Here is a 17,207-nt window from a genome sequence, read left to right on the forward strand (position 1 = left end):
CTTAAAGTTCTTGTTTAATTCTTCATCCATTTTGAAGCCGTACTCTTCAAGGGATTGCTCAACCATTCTCATTCCACCAAATGGGTTCATTATTCTCTTTAATGGAGCATCTGTTTGATATCCAACGATTACTTCATTTTCTTTATCTAAGTATCCTGGTTTGAAGTTGTTTATACCAGAGAACTCATTAGCTTCAACGTCCATAACGCCTTTTTTAATTTCTTCTATAATAAGAGCTTCTGCCTTGTCCCATAAGTTTTTAGTTTTAGCTGTTGGAGCTGCTAAGAAGCTTTTATCTCCATCATACATTGTATAGTTCTTTTGTATGAAGTCTCTTACGTCTATTGTTTCTGTCCATTTTCCTAATTGGAATCCTTGCCATTGTTTCATCATTTTACATCTCTCCTTGATTTAAATCTATATTTTAACTATATAACGGAATTAAACTATAATAGTTTGAAAATTTGAAATCTGTTGTTTTATTTATGACTCTATTATACAATTTATTTTCAACTGTATCAATACCTTTTTTCCTTTGATTTTAGGCGAATTTTAAAAATAGATTAATACAGGTATTTTTACTGTACTAATTCTTTTCATTTCTATGCCATTCTACAAAATTTCCTAAAATTTTTAACTATATCTATTTAATATGTTCTTAATACCTAAATATATAAAGGTTCATAAATTTAATTAATATTAGACTTTCAAGAATAATTGTTCAATTTACTTATTACTTTGATATATCTTATTCATCTTCACAATTTATCCACATTTTTTATGTTATAATATTAAATACACATTAATTTTAACAAGTTAGGAGTGACTTTAATCTTGGAAAACATATCTGCTATACTAGCTTTTTCTGCTGGGCTACTTTCATTTCTTTCTCCCTGTGTTCTACCTCTTGTACCAGCATATATAGGTTATTTAACAGGTACTTCTATATCTGAGCTAAACAATGGATCAAAATTAAATGCATTATATAAATCCTTAGGTTTTGTAATAGGTTTTTCTATCATATTTATTATTATGGGGGCTTCTGCTACCACCTTGGGAAAGATTTTAATTAACTATCAATGGCTTTTAAGAACGGTTGGAGGAGTCTTAATAATATTATTTGGATTGCATACTTTAGGATTGATTAAAATAAAGAGACTTTACTATGAAAAAAAGTTTTTATCTACCATCAATGCTCCAGGCAATTTCAGCTCAATATTCATGGGGATGGCCTTTGCAGCTGGCTGGACTCCCTGTATAGGTCCTATACTATCATCAATATTAATTTATGCTGCTAGTACTGCAACTATAAGCAAAGGGATTTTTCTTCTTATTGTTTACTCTTTAGGATTAGCAATTCCCTTTATTTTGACTGCACTACTTATTGAAAACTTTCTAAAGTATAGGGTGAAATTATTAAAGTACATACCTATATTATCTGCTGTTAGTGGAATATTAATGATATTGATGGGTATTCTGATTTTTACTAACACCATTAATATACTAAGTCGTTACTTATATTTTTTTAATTTTTAAATGAATGGAGAGAAAGAAATGAAAAAGGGTATATTGGCACTATTGATTGTTTTAATCTTAGGTGTAGCTGTATACGAAGTAAAAAATTTTAATAGCGATATAAACAGTAATTTATCTACTAAGCAAAAATCTCAGAATCCAAGCGATTCTACTACAAATCAGCCAGATCCCTCAGTAGTGATTAATCCTACTTCTGTAAAAGTAAAAGCTCCAAATTTTAAGCTTAAAGACTTAAATGGCAAAGAAGTATCTTTATCCGACTTAAAAGGAAAAGGTGTATTCTTGAATTTTTGGGCAACATGGTGCCCTCCTTGCAGAGGTGAAATGCCTGATATCCAGAAGCTATATGAGGAAAATAAAAATAGTGATTTTATAATTATCGCTATAAATATAGGAGAAGATAAAGATACAGTTAAATCATTTATAGATTCAAATGGTTATAAGTTCCAAATATTGCTAGATTCTGATCAGAGCACAGCATCCAAATACAGCATAACAGGAATACCAGCTTCGTTTTTTATTGATAAGAACGGAAACATAATTTATAAGAAAACAGGTGCTATGACTCTCGATGAAATGAAGGCCTATATAAAAGCTCTCAACAAATAAACCCGGTAAAAATTACCGGGTTTATTTATATACCTATTAAGTATTTATTGCTTTATATCTAGAATCATCAATAAGCAATTTTATTTTGCTTGCCTAATTCATATTCTTATCTACTGGTTCTTCTTTTATTGCTTTATGCTTACAATAAAAATATACAGGTAGACCTACTAAAGTTATTGCAAGTCCTAACAAAGCACTAGAAGGTGAATCTTTAAATGTAGCAAATAACAAGTAACAACCTCCCCCAAATCCTACTATAGGAAGTATAGGGAATAGTGGAACATGATAAAGTTTTGGGTTACGAGTTACTCTCTTTCTAAGTATAAATACACCACCAATACCTAAGTTAAAGAAAATCCATAAAACGAATACAATTAAGTCAGTTATTGAGTTAAATGTACCTGTTAGTATATATACTATGGAAACTACTGCTTGGAATATTAACGCATTAATTGGAGTGCCTAGTTTAGGGTGCAATGTACCTAAAACATTAGCTGCTGGCAAGTGTCCACGCTCACCCATTGCAAGAGTGTATCTAGCACCACAGGTTAACATTCCATTTAAAGTTCCAAATACAGAAATCATCATTCCAGCTGTTATAAATGCAGCGCCTGCTGATCCAAAGAGTTTTGTACACACATCTACTCCTATTTTTTGTGAATTTGCTGCAACAGCCCCTGGTAATACATTGAATATAGCTGCATTAAATGCAACGTATACTCCCATAACAGTTAGTATACCTATAACTACAGCTTTTGGTATATTTTTTTCTGGTTCTTTCATATCAGCAGCTAGTGTACAAGTAGTAACCCAACCATCATATGCCCATAATACACCCAGTAATGCAACTCCAGTCCCCGCACTTTTTACATTTCCTATTGTTGCAAAATTAATATCATGTGCACTTCCACTAATTAAACCAAAAACTATAATAGCTCCAATCGGTAAAAGTTTTCCTATTGTTGCTGCTGTCTGCAGCCACACTCCATATTTTGTTGAAATTATCTGAGCTATAACCAATATTATAACAAGAGATATAGCAAAAATCTTCTGCTGAGTAGCAGTCATTGGTAAAAAGAAGGTTGCAAATGTAGCACAAGCTATTGCAACTGCCCCACATGTCCCTGGGGCATTTACTAATGCTGATACCCATCCAAATAAGAAACCAATGGCCTCGCCATATAATTCTACTAAATAAGTGTATAACCCACCAATCTTAGGTATATAAGCGGCAAGTTCTGCAACTGTAAGGGCAGCAGCTATAGTAATTACACCCCCAAAAACCCACATTAAAAGTGCCGCACCTGTGGAACCAGTATTTCTTAATACTACCGCTGGCTTTAGAAATACTCCGGAACCAATTACTAGTCCTATTACATACATAATACCTTGGAATACATTCATCGTCTTTTTCAGTTGTTGTTTCTGGTCTTGGCTCATGTAATCTTCCCCCTAATGAGTATATTTTTATAGTTTATCTATAGCTGTTTTTAATCTATCTAAAACCTCTTGAACTATTGGCCTTGGGCATGCAATATTCATTCTAATGTAGCCTTCGCCTTCAACACCAAATGCGTGTCCAGCATTAAATGCTACCTTCACTTCATCTATCATAAATTTAGTTAACTGATCTTTATCCATTCCAAGCTCTCTACAGTCTATCCATATTAAATAAGTTCCTTCTGGTCTATTTGGCTTTATCTTAGGTATATATTTATCACAGTAATCCTTTACTAAATCAACATTTCCTTCTAAGTATTCTAATAGCTGTTCAAGCCATTCTTCTCCATGTCTATATGCTGCTTCAGTTGCAACAAGACTGAAACAGTTATTTCTTTTAATATCAATTAAAGTCCATGCATGATCAAATATTTGTTTTTCTTCCTCAGTTGGGAAGATTACATATGAAGCCTGTAAACCTGCAATATTAAATGTCTTACTTGGTGCACTACAAGTTATAGAATTTTTGAAAAAGTCTTCTGAAATCATACCAAATGGTACATGCTTATTACCCTTGTATATAAGGTCAGAATGTATTTCATCAGAAACAACTTTAACGCCATATTTTAAGCAGATATCTCCAAGCTTTACTAATTCTTCTCTAGTCCATACACGACCTACAGGATTATGAGGGTTACATAATAAAAGCATTTTTGCTCCTGATTTAGCCGCTTCTTCTAAATTTTTGTAATCCATTACATATTTTCCATCAACTAGTTTTAAAGGATTAATTACTAACTCTCTGTCATTGTTTTTTACAACATCAAAGAATGGAGAATACACAGGTGTTTGAATTATTATCTTATCTCCTGGCTGTGTAAATTCTTTGATTATTACATTTATTGAAGGAATAACCAATGGGCTATGAATGATATGTTTAGGGTCAACCTTCCAACCATGTCTTTTTTCTAACCATTGACTAATTGACTCATAATAAGAATCTGGTCTTGATGTATATCCGAATATACCCTGTTCTAATCTTTCTCTCATTGTGTCAATTACAGGTTGTGGTGCTTTAAAGTCCATGTCCGCAACCCACATTGGTATTAAGTCACCTTTTCCATATTTAAGTGTTAACTCATCATATTTTGCTGCAAAGTTACTTTTTCTGTCTATAATTTCATCAAAATTATATTTCATTTTTAGTCCTCCTTGTATGGTAATTTTTATTTTCTCAATAATTAGTTTTAATGTACTTGCAAATACATTATTTATACAAGCAATTATGATGCCAACATGCAATATAACAAATTTCATTTGATTTATCGACTAATTCATTAGCAATTTACAAAATAAATAGGATAAACGGGTTATTTGAAATCTATTTATCCCATTTACCCCGTTTTAATATTAATTTTTATTAAACCACATTTGTAATATAGTCAAATTAATATTAAAATTTAATATAATTAGTCTGCTATTCCTTAAAATAAATTGCACTAAAATTAATGGAGGTAACATGAAAAAAATAGCTGTTATTACAAACTTTTCAACTGTGGCAGAACTACATAAAAAAGTATTGAAAGATTTATTTTTAGATGTAATAAATGTAGACACCTACTCCTTTGATAACGATCCTATTACCAATATAATAGAGGCAGATGTACTACTAATATCTCTTTATTCTATATACGTAGAAATAAAAAAATATATACCTGCAAATGCAAAAGTAATTATTTTAGCAACCACAATTACACAAGAACAATATGAAAAGATTATTAAAATTCCACCTACTTCACAGATAATGCTAGTAAATTATAGCCCTGAAATGACTATGGAAACATTGTCCTTATTTAGGCAAATTGGTTTAACTCAATATGATTTTATTCCTGTTTATCCTGGTAAAAAAAATATTCCAAAGCTTGATATTGCTTTAACACCTGGTGAGGCAGATAAAGTTCCATCTTTTGTTAAACAAATTATTGATATAGGACACAGAACCTTAGATATTTCAACTCTAAGTGATGTAGCTATCAAAATAGATCGGGAAGATTTATTAAGAAGTGATAGATTTTTAAACCATTTTAAGAAATTAAAGAAGGCATCAAGCAGCATTTCTACATTATTAGATAGAGCAACTATTCTAGAAAGTAGGTTTTTTGAATTACTTAATGTAATCGATGAAGGTATTATTGCTACTGATGTAAACGGAATTATTTTTGCCTTAAATAAAAAAGCTTCTGAAATATTTAAACTAAATTCAAAGAATATCGGAACAAACGTTCTAAGCGTTATCCGCCATTCTTCAATAAAAAAAGCAATTGAAAAAAAGGTATTAATTGATCAGGAATTGATAAATATTAACGGCAATTATATTTCCTTTCAAGTTGTGCCTGTTAAAACAGCAGGGGATATAACTGGATTTTTAATGATTGCAAATATATTTGAGGAAAAGGAAAGAAGTCAGCATAAATTAAGAACCAAATTGCTCAGCAAAGGCCATAAAGCAAGATATACCTTTGAAAGTATTATTGGAGTTAGTGATATTATTGAAGACACTAAGAATATGGCTAAAAGAATGGCTAGATCAAATTCATCCATATTAATCGCTGGAGAATCCGGAGTTGGAAAAGAACTTTTTGCTCAGGCTATTCATAATGCTTCAAGTAGAAAGAATTATCAATTTGTAGCGATTAATTGTGCTGCCATTCCTGATAATCTTCTTGAAAGTGAACTTTTTGGTTATGAAGAAGGTGCTTTTACCGGAGCAAAAAAAGGTGGAAAGATGGGAATGTTTGAAATAGCTCATAATGGAACATTATTTCTTGATGAAATTGGTGAGATGCCTTTACAATTGCAAAGTCGTTTACTAAGAGTAATTCAAGAAAGAGAGGTTATGCGTATTGGAGGAGAAAATATTATCCATGTAAACATAAGAATTATAGCTGCTACAAATAAAAACTTGAAGGAATTAGTTAAAAAAGGTAAGTTCAGAAGTGATTTATACTATCGCTTAAATGTATTACCTCTAACAATTCCACCTTTACGAGAAAGAGAAAATGATGTATTAGTATTGTTTGAACATATGAGAAATCAAATAGGTGCGACTTATACGCTATCCGACAAATCAAAAAACTTTTTATTAAGATATAATTGGGAAGGTAATCTAAGAGAGTTAAGAAATTGCATTGAATATCTAGCATATCTTGAAAAAGAAACAATTGAAGTAAATGACTTAAATAAGTTCCTAATAAGTAATGATATTACTGATCATAACCTAGCAAATAATTTAGAAGATGTTAATTTAATGCATTGCAGAACTTTTATTCTTAAATGTTTATATGATTCTAGAAAGGAGTTAAAAGGTATTGGGCGCCGCAACATATTAGATAAAGCTCGTGAGGCAGGTGTCTTTATAACAGAAAGCGATGTAAGAAAAACACTTGATGATTTATCTAATAAGGGGCTCGTTAAAATTCAAAAGGGCCGAGCTGGAACGACCCTAACTTCGGAAGGATTAAAAGAAGTATTAGAAATAAAGAAATAGATGAGAAACATATCCTCATCTATTTCCTTACAAAATTTCTACGAAACTTAGTAATATTTTACATTTTTTCCATTTTCATCGCTCTCATAGCATTTAATACCGCTATCAATGCAACCCCTACATCTCCAAATACTGCTTCCCACATGGTAGCTATTCCAAATGCGCCTAAAATTAAAATTACTATTTTAACTCCTAAGGCAAAAACTATATTCTGCATTACTATGCTTTTTGTTCTTTTAGCTATCTTTATTGCAGAAACTATTTTAGATGGCTCATCTGTCATGATAACTACATCGGCTGCCTCAATAGCTGCATCTGAGCCTACTCCCCCCATAGCTATCCCTATATCTGCTCTTGCAAGCACAGGTGCATCGTTTATTCCATCTCCAACAAAGATTAATTTTCCCTTAGCTGATTTTTGTTTATCTAAAATCTCGACTCTTTCAACCTTTTGATCTGGAAGAAGTTCTGAGTATATTTCATCTAGCCCTAAATCTTCCCCTACTTTTGCAGCTACAACTTTGTTATCTCCTGTGAGCATTACTGTCTTTTTGATTCCTACTAATTTTAATGCTTTTATAGCTTTAGCTGAATCTTCTTTTACTTCATCAGATATTATAATGTATCCAGCATATTGTCTGTCGATAACTACATAAACAATGGTACCAAGTGATTGTATCTTATCATAAGAAATATTCTGCTTCTCCACCATCTTAATGTTTCCTGCAAGTATTTCTTTATCTTTTAATCTTACTTTAATTCCCTGTCCTGGTATTTCTTCATAGCTTTTTATTTCACTCTTATTTATTTCTTTACCATAAGCTTTCAAAATCGAAGCTGCAATTGGATGATTTGAGTAACTTTCTGCAAAAGCAGCATATTGTAATAGCTGATCTTTTGTTAAGTTGTTTTTAGGTTTTATTTCAGTAACCTTAAATACGCCTTTTGTTAGTGTACCTGTTTTATCAAATACTACTATGTCAACATCATTTAAAGCTTCTAAATAGTTCCCGCCCTTAACTAATATACCATTTCTAGATGCTCCTCCTATTCCCCCGAAGAAACTTAAAGGTATGGATATTACCAAAGCACAAGGACATGATACAACTAGAAATACTAAGGCTCTGTATATCCACTCTGAAAAACTTGCTCCACTTATAACTAGTGGCGGAATAAAAGCTAAAGCAGCAGCGGATATAACTACGAAAGGAGTATAATATCTTGCAAACTTTGTTATAAAGTTTTCCGTAGGTGCTTTTTTACTGCTTGCATTCTGAACTAAATCTAGTATTTTAGCTACTGTAGATTCACTAAATTCTTTTGTCACCTTAACATTTAAAAGACCATTTTTATTTATAAAGCCAGCTAGAACGTTATCTCCATTTCGCACTTCTCTTGGTACGGATTCTCCAGTTAAAGCCGAAGTATCTACCATAGATTTTCCGTCAATTATCTTTCCATCTAGTGGAACCTTTTCTCCCGGTTTAACAACTATTATGTCTCCTATATTTACATCTTCTGGTGATACCTTTTTTATAAGTATCCCATTTTTCACATTTGCGAAATCAGGTCTAATATTCATTAGTTCAGAAATTGATTTTCTTGAACGGTTAACCGCAATATCCTGGAAAAACTCTCCAACCTGATAAAATAGCATAACCGCTACCGCTTCCGGATACTGCCTAATAGCAAAAGCCCCTACAGTTGCAATTCCCATTAAAAAGTTTTCATCAAACACTTGTCCCTTAGAAATATTTTTTAGTGCTCTTAAAACAACTTCTCCACCTATCAGTATATAGCTAACAAAATATAATATAAATTCAACTGTTGCTGAGAAGCTAAATGCACAGGCTATGCCAAAAATTGCTGCTCCTATCCCTAACCTAAACAGCTCATTTTTGTCTAGTTCTTCCTCTTCTCCCTCGTGGCTATGTCCATGTGAGTGCTTTTTATTTTTGATGTCGCTTATTACTTTTACATCCGGTTCAACTCTATTAACAATTCTTTCTATATCTTCAACTATTCTTTTTTCATTCTCTTTTCTCATAATCTCTATAGTTAGCTCTTTTGAAATAAAGTTTATAGAAGCTTCTTTTACACCAGATATGCTTCTAGATTCTCTTTCTATTTTAGCTGCACAATTAGCACAGCATAATCCTTCAAGTATTAGTTTCTTTTTATAAAAATCAGATGAATTTCTCTCACTTATATTATCATTGGATTTTATAGCATTTGTAGTATCTTTTCCAGCAGCTATAAGGCCCGCTGTTTTTTTTGCTTCTGATGTGCATTGTTTCTTCAAGGCATATTTTTTATTAGAGTTATTTATCTTTCTTGTATTATTAATACTTGCCATTGCTGTTTTCGATATTCTAGCATTACCTTTAGATTGTTTTAGGTTCTTTGCTTTAGTGATCATTTTTATCCCCCCTCATAATAAGAACACTTTGAGCTATTTTTCATTTATATGTATTAGCCCCTGATCAAATATTTGTTTTACATGTTCATCATCTAGAGAATAATATACAACCTTACCCTCTTTTCTAAATTTAACTAGTCTAGTCTGCTTTAATACTCTCAACTGGTGTGATATTGCTGATTGAGTCATTCCAAGTAATGCAGCCATATCACATACACACATTTCTGACTGAAATAGAGCACATAACATTTTAATTCTTGTGGTATCTCCAAATACCTTAAACAGTTCTGCTAAATCGTATAGTGTTTCTTCCTTTGGAATACATTCTCTTACTTTAGTCACCAAATCCTCATGTATTATTGTACAATTACAACTTTCAATAATATTCTTTTGCTCCATAAAACTCATTTTCCTCCTTTTAGTCTATATTCATTTTAACTTTATAATTCATTATATGTTTCATATGAATAATTGTTCATATATTCATTATATAAATATAATTATTTTTCGTCAATAGCTTGTACACATTATTTTTATTAGCGATATTAGTAATAATATTAAATTTCCTTTATAATATTATAGTATTCTAGTTTTTAATTTAGGCATCTTTGACTTATTATTTTCTTTCGGATGCCTTAAATGAGGTGTATATGAAAGATAAAAACTTACTTTTTAAGCTTAACTCCTTTTATTTTATAATTTATGGATTTATGGCATGTTATTATCCTTTTATTACTCTTTATTTTACAACCAAAGGCTTGAGTTATTCACAAATCGGTATAGCTCTCGCTGTTAACTCTTTAGTAGGAGTTATCGTTCAACCAGTTTGGGGATACATAACAGATAAATATTTGGACAAGAGATCCTCTCTACTTATATCAATAATAATAAGCTGTATTGTTGTGTTGTTATTTGCACTAGTTAAAAGCTGGATATCAATACTAACGGTACTTACAATATTTATGATTTTTTTAAGTCCTATAGCATCTTTGGCAGATTCCTATTGTTATGATTTAATGGAAAAAAATAAAGCTATACAGTATGGCAAGGTAAGGCTAATGGGCTCTGTAGGCTATGCTATTATAGCTCTTGCTATGGGAATTATTATAAAAAAAACCAATATAAATAGTTCATTTTATATCTATTTTATTTTGTCTATAATTGGATTCTTCCTATTAAAAACTGTATCTTTTAAAGGAAGATCGGCCACTTATAGGATAAACCCAAATGATTTATTAGTGTTGATTAAAAACAAAAAATTTTTCGTATTCATAGTAACGGTTTTTTTCATAAATATATCCATGGGAGCAAACGGCAATTATATTACAATACTCATACAAAAAACTGGTGGAGATGTATCTAACCTTGGGCTTCTATGGTTTGTTGTGGCAATAAGTGAGCTTCCTGCTTTTTTCTTTGGCAACAAACTATTAATGAAAGTTGGAGATATGAATCTCTATATAATTTGCTTTATTCTATACATTCTTAGATATTTTTTAGACTCTATATGCCAAAATTATAATGCCGTAATATTGATACAGCTAATGCAAGGAATAACTTTCCCCTTATATTTAGTTGCAGCATTAAACTATATAAACAGAATTGTACCTGAAAGAATGCGTACGTCTGGAATAACCTTATATTCCGCTATCGGAGCCGGACTAGGCAGCTTTGTCGGAAATATAGGTGGCGGCTTTCTTCTTCAGTATTCAAATGTATTTTTTCTTTATAAAATTCTATCCTTCAGCAGTGTTATTTCTCTTGCTGTATCTCTAGTATTAAAAAAGATAGATAAAAATTAGTTTTTGTATATCTCAGCTAACGTTTCTATATATAATATCCAACTTTGATAATTGACTTAACTAAGGTATTCATAGGGGTACATCTGACAGTACATTTAATGATTTTATGTTAGCTCTTGGCGAAGCTGCTTTAGAACCTCAACAAGCTTAAATACTGTCTGAGCATAGCGAGTTTATTTAAGCTTGTTGAAGTTCTTAGCAGCAAGCCCTAGAGATAACTAAAATTATTAACAGTACAGAAGAGGTACCCCTATGAATGCCGCTAATAAGTCAAACATTCAGGTTAGATATCTATATTCAGTAACACTTTCAAAAACAGTACCATATTATAATCTATGGTACTTTGTATGAAGGAGTGTTTGTATTGGGAATATATCTTGATAATGCTGCTACATCTTATCCAAAACCTGATGTAATGATTAATAAAATGACAGATTACATGAAAAATATTGGTGCTACTGCTGGAAGAGGCGGATATAAAGCTGCTGTTGAAGCTGATAGGCTAGTTTACTTTTGTAGAGAAATGATTTGTAAGTTATTTAACGGAAGTGACCCTGCTAAGGTCATATTTACCTCAAATATTACCGAATCATTAAATACTGTAATTAATGGATTTTTAGAAAAAGGCGACCATGTTATAACAAGCGGCATAGAACATAATGCTGTATGGAGACCATTAAAAACACTGGAAAGAGATAAGTGTCTAGAAATTTCAACAGCTCCATGTACCAACGAAGGTATTACTAATGCAGAAGATATCGAAGAACTTATTAGACCAAATACTAGACTTATAGTTTTTACACATGCTTCAAACGTATTAGGAACAATTCAACCAATAGGTGAAATTGGTAAAATTGCTAAAAGACATAATATAAAATTACTTGTAGATTCGGCTCAAACCGCAGGAGCATATCCAATTGATGTAGTTAAAGATAACATAGATATTTTAGCATTCACCGGACATAAAAGTCTTCTCGGGCCAACTGGCACTGGTGGCTTTTTAATAAACTGCGATATGTGTATTGAGCCTTTAAAAGCTGGCGGAACTGGTGGAGACTCAACACTTGAATTCCAGCCAGATTATTCACCAAACAGATATGAGGCTGGTACACCAAATGTTGCTGGAATTGTAGGACTTGGTGAATCTCTTAAGTATGTTCATACAATTGGAGTAGATAAAATAAGAGAAAAAGAGGAATCTCTTATAAATTATGCTCTGAAAAGACTTTCTGAAGTTAAAGATATAGAAATATATGGACCTAAAGATTCAACAAAAATAGTTGGAGTTATAGCTTTTAATTTAGGTGATATTCCTGCTGAAGATGTTGCCCATGAACTAGATGCTAAATATGATATCATGGTTAGAGTAGGACTTCATTGTGCACCAACAGCACATACCTTAATGGGAACGCTAAAAAAAGGAGCAGTTAGAATCGGAATAGGTTATTTTAATACTAAAAAGCATATAGATGTTCTAGTTAAAGCATTAAAAAGCATAAGTAAAAAATAAACGGAANNTTCCGTTTATTTTTTACTTATAAATTTCTACTAAAGTCCCAATAGGTGCATATTCTTTCAAAATATTTATATCTTCATTTGTGAGAGCAATACATCCATAAGTCCAATCATATTTGTTACCTCCTCCATGAATACCCACTGCTCCACCTAGAGGAGTGTTCCAGGTTGGCTGCTTTTTCTCATCTATAGCCTGTTTAATTCTATTATATACATCTTTATCAATAAGACCTTTTTCTAATCCCCTTTGAGCATCATTGATATTAGGATAACTCAATCCATGTTTTGCTAGTTAATTTTATTTTTTCTTAACCAATATTTTATCTTTATTATTCAAAATTAGGATATATATGTATAATACTCAAATAAAGTGAAACATCAAATTAAAATAAGGCAAGTATTGTTAATTAAAATCAATACCTGCCCATTTCACTAAATTCCTAATACAGATTTAATCCATTCCATTACATTTTCATTATTTTTGCCTTGAGATTTAAAATTATTATATCTTTTACTATATTCATCTAACTTTTGTTTATATTCAGATGAATCCTTATTATATTGAATTAATTTATTATTATAATCTATAACCATATTATTCCATTCTTTACTATTGCCTTTTTCCTTAAAGGTTCCCATTTGCTTTTTTATTTTCTCTAGCTCCTGATGCTGTTTTTCTATTTTAATGCTCATTTCCTCAATATTTTTTTTATCACTTTCTAACACAACATTTATTTCTTTAATCCTTTGCTGATCTTTAGGAGATTCTCTAGCTTTTATATCTACCAAACCAGCTATAGATACTATGAAAAAAACTAATATAACCATGGATATCTCTAATATAAATGATTTTAATCTTTCCATTATGCCATCCCCTTTAAATTTAATGTATATTAATATTTTTTCTGTTAATTATGTGACAACCTACTTTTACAATATGAACATCAATGGAAAAATATCACTAATTTTTATTAATTTTATAAATAAAGAGAGATGTTGCTAACGCAACATCTCTCTTTGTTGTTATACACCTACACCCATATACTTTTCGCATTCGTTAATGAAGTATTTCATATTTTTCTCAACTTCTTGTACTTTTTCTTTTGTCATATTTCCTCTTCCTAACCTATCACAGGTAGAGAATAGTGCTATTTCATCAGCATTTACCTCTGAAAGCATACTCTTTATATCTGCAAAAGGTAGTTTTTTAACTATAAAAAGCGTATGCATGTGCCATCTTACCAGTGAAGATACCTTTCTTATAAAATCATCACTACATTTAAAATTTTTTAGAAACTCTACAGCTATTTTTCTACCTACCTTATCATGGTCATAAGAAGTAATTCTGCCTTTTCTCAATTTAGTAGTAGGAGGTTTTCCTATATCATGAAGAAGCGCAGCCCACATAAAGGCTCTTGAATCCTCACTTTGTTTCTTTCTTTTAGCAGCTTCATTGACGACCATCATAGTGTGCTCCCATACACTTCCTTCTGGATGATATATTGGAGATTGAGGTGTTTCAATTAATTTTCCTAATAATGTAAATGGATACAAATCTGAGAACACTCTACTTTTAACCAAATCATTAAGATATATTGAGGGTTTGTCATCATTCATTAGATGTTTATCAATTTCATCAAATATTTCATTTAAATTATCCACGATGATTTCTCCTCCTTTATTAAATGTTTTGGTACTTAGTATTTTCCCCAAAAACCTTTAAGATTATTTTCTATATCTTTAACACTTCTAACACCTAAATTAGGATACCATTCTTTAGGGAAAAGTTTTTTATATTCTAAATTCGAAAACCTATCATCAATAAGAATTATAACGCCTTTGTCAAGTTCTGTTCTAATAACTCTACCTGCCGCTTGTAAAACCTTATTCATTCCAGGATACATGTAAGCATATTTAAAGCCTTTATCATCTTTTTTATTAAAATAATTCATAATTATGTCTCTTTCCAAGCATACTTGAGGAATTCCAACACTTACAATAATAGTTCCAATTAATCTATCATATTTTAAATCTATACCTTCTGAAAATATTCCTCCAAGCACCGCAAAAGCTACCATAGTTTCTTCATTATTTTCCTTAAATTCACTTAAAAATAACTCTCTTTCTTCTTCTTTCATAGAACTATCTTGAATTAAGGTCTTAATATTCGGATACTTCTCTTTTAATTCACTGTAAACATCTTTCATATATTTGTAAGAAGGAAAAAACACTATATAATTTCCTTTTTTACTACCTACAGTTGTTTTAATATATTGAACGATTGTTGAATAACTTTTTTCTCTATATTTATACCTTGTCGGTACTCTATCTCCAATTAATATTGCTCTATTCTCTGTTGAAAATGGAGATTCTAACCTCAAAATATAATCGTTATCACATCCACCTAATATATCCCTAAAATAATTTATAGGAGTCAGTGTTGCTGAAAAAAATATTGAGGCTTTTGCTTGCTTTACTCTATCATATAGTAATGACGATGGATCTAAACAAAATATTTTTATTTTAATATCCTTATCTTGTTCTTCTATATAAGTAACATATGCATCGTTATAAAACTCTGATATTCTTATAAAGGTCAATATATTAAAATATAATTCTAATAACTGCTCATGTCCTTCTATTTTATTATTTTGAGTAAGCCACTGTTCTGATTCTGAAACAAGCTTTCTCAGTAAAGGATAAATATCTTCTAAGCTATTACTTTGAATATGAGGATTTTTATATAATTTCTTTAATTTTAGCATATAGGAGTTAATCTTATCTAAGGCTTTATATATTTTTGGCTCCTTATTTTTCATTATCTTTTTTAATTCTAAAAATTTACTCTTGTAAAGCTCTGCCGAAAACATATCTCTAGCCCTATCTACTAAATTATGAGCTTCATCTATTAAGAAAACATAATTCTCATCATTATCAAAAAATCTCCTTAAATATACTCTAGGATCAAAAGCATAGTTGTAATCACATATGATACAATCTGATAGTAGGGCTAAATCTAGAGAAAATTCGAAAGGACAAACATTAAATTCACGGGAGTATCTTATTATTGTTTCTCTATCCATGATATTCTCTTTTGATAAAACTTCCTTTAATGCGTTATTTATTCTATCAAAATGCCCTTTGGCGAATTCACATTCTTCTGGATTACAGGATGATTTTTCTTTAAAACATATTTTGTCTTTAGCAGTTAATGTAACTGATTTTAACTCTAATCCTTTATTTAGCATTAGCTTTATAGCTTCTTCTGCTACGCTTCTTGTTATTGTTTTAGCAGTTAAATAAAAAACCTTCGAAGTTAAATTTTCACCCATAGCTTTTATCGAAGGAAACAATGTAGATATAGTTTTACCTATTCCTGTTGGTGCCTGTACAAAAATATTTTTTCCTTCTTTTATAGTTCCATATACTGCTACAGCTAATTCTCTCTGGCCTTTTCTGTAACTATTAAATGGAAAATCTATATTTTTTATTGAATTAGTTCTTTTTATATTCCAATCTTTTATTAAATTAGCCCAAAAATAATATTTTTCTAATAAGTCCTTAAAAAAACTTTCTAAATCATTAATATTAAAATTTTGTATTAACTTTTTAGTTTCATTATCATTTATGTTATAGTAAGTGAGCTGCACATCTATATTTCTCAAATCATTTTGCAGGGCATATATGTAAGCATAACATTTGGCTTGAGCCCAATGAAGAGGATTGTAATCTTCATCTACAGTTTCCAAAGGTCTTGTTACAGTTTTGATTTCATCTATAATAAAATTATCTCCTTCTATTATTATTCCATCTGCACGACCTTCAACTATAAATAAAAAATCCTTATATTCAATATTATGCTTTAATACTACCTCAGCATAATATTCCTTTTTTATAGTTTTATTATTTACAAGTTCATCTATAGGAATTTGTTTTTCCTTAGAAAACTTATCTTTGTATTCTTTTTGAATTTTTTGGTGAGCTTTTGTTCCTTCCAATGCTCTACTGCTTCCTGTAAACCTACTATCCAAATCTCCACTTCTTAAAACAAATTCTACTAAATTTCTTACGGAAATTTTTATCTCATTGATTTGCATAAAATCAACTCTTTTCTCATTCTTGATCATTTCACATTAAAAAATCCAAAACCTTATTATAATATTTTATATAATTTATGTTTTATTTACAATTCAAATTTTACAATATTTATGTACATCTTTGTACCAAATTCACTAAAATTTATGATAAAATGTTAATGTATGATAAATGCATATAAAATATTACTATAAACTATTAATTATTTAAATTTGTAAACGATAATAGCTTTGAATTTAAATTT

Annotated in this window: 14 protein-coding genes; 5 read left to right on the top strand and 9 right to left on the bottom strand. The window is 30.5% G+C overall.

From position 1 onward, the window contains the following. The coding region (locus tag I6U51_RS00005) for a pyruvate formate lyase family protein (RefSeq protein WP_281395878.1) at positions 1-393 on the bottom strand (393 nt) is incomplete at its 3' end. Between the two features lie 441 nt (positions 394-834). On the opposite strand from I6U51_RS00005, the gene I6U51_RS00010 reads away from it, so the two are divergent. Both I6U51_RS00010 and I6U51_RS00015 read left to right on the top strand, forming a co-directional pair. Then, positions 835-1,536 carry a cytochrome c biogenesis CcdA family protein gene (locus I6U51_RS00010; RefSeq protein ID WP_211140559.1) on the top strand — a complete coding sequence of 234 codons (702 nt, stop codon included), beginning with the start codon at positions 835-837 and terminating at the stop codon, positions 1,534-1,536. Positions 1,537-1,554: 18 nt separating this feature from the next. Continuing rightward, positions 1,555-2,145: a TlpA family protein disulfide reductase gene (locus I6U51_RS00015; RefSeq protein WP_211140560.1), complete on the top strand. Its 591-nt coding sequence runs from the start codon at positions 1,555-1,557 to the stop codon at positions 2,143-2,145. 93 nt (positions 2,146-2,238) lie between these two features. Here the strand turns inward: I6U51_RS00015 and I6U51_RS00020 are convergent, their stop codons facing one another. Further along, a complete protein-coding gene (locus I6U51_RS00020; RefSeq protein WP_211140561.1) occupies positions 2,239-3,585 on the bottom strand; it encodes an APC family permease in 1,347 nt (448 codons plus the stop codon). Between the two features lie 27 nt (positions 3,586-3,612). Then, a complete protein-coding gene (locus I6U51_RS00025; RefSeq protein WP_211140562.1) occupies positions 3,613-4,785 on the bottom strand; it encodes a MalY/PatB family protein in 1,173 nt (390 codons plus the stop codon). Between the two features lie 319 nt (positions 4,786-5,104). Between I6U51_RS00025 and I6U51_RS00030 the strand changes: the two genes are divergently transcribed. Next, on the top strand, positions 5,105-7,132 hold the full coding sequence (locus tag I6U51_RS00030) for a sigma-54 interaction domain-containing protein (RefSeq protein WP_211140563.1): 2,028 nt from the start codon (positions 5,105-5,107) through the stop codon (positions 7,130-7,132). 58 nt (positions 7,133-7,190) lie between these two features. Here the strand turns inward: I6U51_RS00030 and I6U51_RS00035 are convergent, their stop codons facing one another. Together I6U51_RS00035 and I6U51_RS00040 are read right to left on the bottom strand one after the other, a co-directional pair. Continuing rightward, positions 7,191-9,551 (bottom strand): heavy metal translocating P-type ATPase, encoded by a 2,361-nt coding sequence (locus I6U51_RS00035; RefSeq protein WP_211140564.1) that lies wholly within the window; start codon positions 9,549-9,551, stop codon positions 7,191-7,193. Positions 9,552-9,584: 33 nt separating this feature from the next. After that, a complete protein-coding gene (locus tag I6U51_RS00040) occupies positions 9,585-9,950 on the bottom strand; it encodes an ArsR/SmtB family transcription factor (protein WP_178907369.1) in 366 nt (121 codons plus the stop codon). Between the two features lie 251 nt (positions 9,951-10,201). Between I6U51_RS00040 and I6U51_RS00045 the strand changes: the two genes are divergently transcribed. Both I6U51_RS00045 and I6U51_RS00050 read left to right on the top strand, forming a co-directional pair. Then, a complete protein-coding gene (locus I6U51_RS00045; protein ID WP_211140565.1) occupies positions 10,202-11,353 on the top strand; it encodes an MFS transporter in 1,152 nt (383 codons plus the stop codon). Positions 11,354-11,717: 364 nt separating this feature from the next. After that, positions 11,718-12,863: an aminotransferase class V-fold PLP-dependent enzyme gene (locus tag I6U51_RS00050; RefSeq protein ID WP_211140566.1), complete on the top strand. Its 1,146-nt coding sequence runs from the start codon at positions 11,718-11,720 to the stop codon at positions 12,861-12,863. 21 nt (positions 12,864-12,884) lie between these two features. On the opposite strand, the gene I6U51_RS00055 is transcribed toward I6U51_RS00050, so the two are convergent. From I6U51_RS00055 to I6U51_RS00070, 4 genes are all read right to left on the bottom strand, one after another. After that, entirely contained in the window at positions 12,885-13,145 is a 261-nt protein-coding gene (locus I6U51_RS00055; RefSeq protein WP_211140567.1) for a L,D-transpeptidase family protein, read from the bottom strand. A gap of 155 nt (positions 13,146-13,300) precedes the next feature. Next, entirely contained in the window at positions 13,301-13,732 is a 432-nt protein-coding gene (locus I6U51_RS00060; protein WP_211140568.1) for a hypothetical protein, read from the bottom strand. Positions 13,733-13,891: 159 nt separating this feature from the next. Beyond that, complete coding sequence (locus tag I6U51_RS00065; protein WP_211140682.1) at positions 13,892-14,485, bottom strand: HDIG domain-containing metalloprotein; 594 nt, start codon at positions 14,483-14,485, stop codon at positions 13,892-13,894. An 80-nt stretch (positions 14,486-14,565) separates the two neighbouring features. Further along, positions 14,566-16,995, bottom strand: coding sequence for an ATP-dependent DNA helicase (locus tag I6U51_RS00070; RefSeq protein WP_246517007.1), 2,430 nt, complete (start codon positions 16,993-16,995; stop codon positions 14,566-14,568). Between the last annotated feature and the right edge of the window lie 212 nt (positions 16,996-17,207).

The organism is Clostridium aciditolerans, from assembly GCF_016316925.1.
Lineage (GTDB): Bacteria > Bacillota > Clostridia > Clostridiales > Clostridiaceae > Clostridium_AM > Clostridium_AM aciditolerans.

Coding starts and splice junctions, on each gene's coding strand:
- I6U51_RS00015 (WP_211140560.1), top strand. CDS start 1,555: ATGAAAAAGGGTATATTGGCACTATTGATTGTTTTAATCTTAGGTGTA.
- I6U51_RS00020 (WP_211140561.1), bottom strand. CDS start 3,585: ATGAGCCAAGACCAGAAACAACAACTGAAAAAGACGATGAATGTATTC.
- I6U51_RS00025 (WP_211140562.1), bottom strand. CDS start 4,785: ATGAAATATAATTTTGATGAAATTATAGACAGAAAAAGTAACTTTGCA.
- I6U51_RS00030 (WP_211140563.1), top strand. CDS start 5,105: ATGAAAAAAATAGCTGTTATTACAAACTTTTCAACTGTGGCAGAACTA.
- I6U51_RS00035 (WP_211140564.1), bottom strand. CDS start 9,551: ATGATCACTAAAGCAAAGAACCTAAAACAATCTAAAGGTAATGCTAGA.
- I6U51_RS00040 (WP_178907369.1), bottom strand. CDS start 9,950: ATGGAGCAAAAGAATATTATTGAAAGTTGTAATTGTACAATAATACAT.
- I6U51_RS00045 (WP_211140565.1), top strand. CDS start 10,202: ATGAAAGATAAAAACTTACTTTTTAAGCTTAACTCCTTTTATTTTATA.
- I6U51_RS00060 (WP_211140568.1), bottom strand. CDS start 13,732: ATGGAAAGATTAAAATCATTTATATTAGAGATATCCATGGTTATATTA.
- I6U51_RS00065 (WP_211140682.1), bottom strand. CDS start 14,485: ATGAATGATGACAAACCCTCAATATATCTTAATGATTTGGTTAAAAGT.
- I6U51_RS00070 (WP_246517007.1), bottom strand. CDS start 16,995: ATGATCAAGAATGAGAAAAGAGTTGATTTTATGCAAATCAATGAGATA.